This is a genomic window from Microcystis sp. LE19-131.1A (assembly GCF_027532015.1).
GTDB classification, from domain to species: Bacteria; Cyanobacteriota; Cyanobacteriia; order Cyanobacteriales; family Microcystaceae; genus Microcystis; species Microcystis ichthyoblabe_A.
Genome location: NZ_JAPZSS010000299.1, coordinates 1 through 1,658 on the forward strand (window position 1 = coordinate 1; position 1,658 = coordinate 1,658).

Annotated in this window: 2 protein-coding genes and 1 pseudogene; all 3 read right to left on the reverse strand. The window is 39.2% G+C overall.

Features of this window, described 5'->3' with window-relative positions; genetic code table 11:
- Positions 1-403, reverse strand: a 403-nt coding sequence (locus tag O9323_RS20945; RefSeq protein WP_288125708.1) for a hypothetical protein, incomplete at its 3' end; no start/stop codon positions are given.
- Positions 404-467: 64 nt separating this feature from the next.
- Positions 468-1,250, reverse strand: a complete 783-nt coding sequence (locus O9323_RS20950; protein ID WP_288125709.1) for an FkbM family methyltransferase — start codon at positions 1,248-1,250, stop codon at positions 468-470.
- A gap of 196 nt (positions 1,251-1,446) precedes the next feature.
- Positions 1,447-1,658: pseudogene (locus O9323_RS20955) on the reverse strand (hypothetical protein); the annotation flags it as partial.

The following is a 1,658-nucleotide window of genomic DNA, read 5'->3' on the forward strand; positions in this document are numbered from 1 at the left end:
GTTGACCTTGGCTATTGCGACCGATGAGCAGAAAATCGCGATAATTGCTGACTAATACTTGACCGTATTTTTGCCAGTATTTTTGTACTTGCTCGCTGGCGGCGATTTTTTTGATATCTTCTCTGGTTCCCTTAATCTCGATCGCGCCTCTTTCGGGAAAAATCGCCGTAAAAGGTTCTAATTCTTGATTTTTGGGGAATTGATCGACGTTAAAAAGTCCCCCGTCTGGCAATCCCGCACCCTGATTTCTGAGGTTGATAATGCAGCGCACTCGCGGTTTTAGGGTTTTACCGATTTCGTTGAGGAGAGTTTCGAGAGTGCCGTAGTAGGAGGTTTCTTTTACCGCTGCTTGGGATGAGTGGATTTCGTGCAGGTTGCGAAAATAATTGACGAGGGGATTCATAAAAGTGGCAGGAACATCACCCAGTTAAGAATAATTACCCAGTTACGAACAGAGTGCTGAATATCTAATACATAGATCGCAAAGTTCTATAATAACTGCTTTGATTTAACCCATAGATTTTTTGAAAAGATTCATGAATGTAAAAACTATCTAATCCAGGAATCAGCTTAACCCATATATATCCTTTTTGGATTAACAAGTTATGCAGAAATTCACTTGGCCTCTCGATAGTCATACTATTAAAAATATACTTGTTAAAGGGGAAATCTGCGAGAATTCTAGTTTCAGCACCTTCTACATCTATCGACAGGTAATCGATCACACCAGGAGCTTCGTGTTCCTCTAAAATATTCGCTAAAGGTTTCGTTTTTAACCGTCTGACTTCTAGATTTTTAATATTTTCTTTTTTTCTGTTGTCGGTATCTTCATCGATAATTCCTCCATGAAGATCGTCGCAAATAAAATCAATTTCTTTCTCTCGGCCATCCACACAAACATTCAAGCAAATAGCACTTCTATTTCTTTTTAGCTGTTCAAAATATATCGGGTTCGCCTCAATGCAAATGCCCGACCATTGATAGCATTTTTCTAATAAATAAGTGTTATTAATTCTTATCCCGTCCGCAGAACCTATCTCGACAAAATAACCCTTCTCTTTGTGATCGAAGGCCTCATTAATGACCCAGTAGTCCTGTGCAGCTTGCGATAAACTTTTTCGACTGGTAAGTCGCTTCTCGCGTAAATTTTTATAGAAAGAACTCTGGTTTAAAGAATCGATAATATTTTGCGGCAATAACTTTTTAAAGCTATAGGCGGAATCCCCTAAAATCTTATTAATGTTTGGCATTTTGAGTTCTTACGGTTTTGCGTAAAGTATATCTAAAGTGTCTGGTAAATCCTACCAGGGATTTTTCAAAAAGTCAAGGAGTATTTTACTCGCAGATACGGCACAAAATGTTCCTGTGCTTGGGTATAGCTAGTATAGGTGGTAGGGATGGGCAGCATGGTCATTAATCAACTCCGCAGTCAAAAAATTAATCAATGGATAGATTTGAGGTTTTTAGCCAAAACTCGGCTTCTGACGGGGCTAAACTATAGGCTTCTAATTCTACCAGTTGACCTTGGCTATTGCGACCGATGAGCAGAAAATCGCGATAATTGCTGACTAATACTTGACCGTATTTTTGCCAGTATTTTTGTACTTGCTCGCTGGCGGCGATTTTTTTGATATCTTCTCTGGTTCCCTTAATCTCGA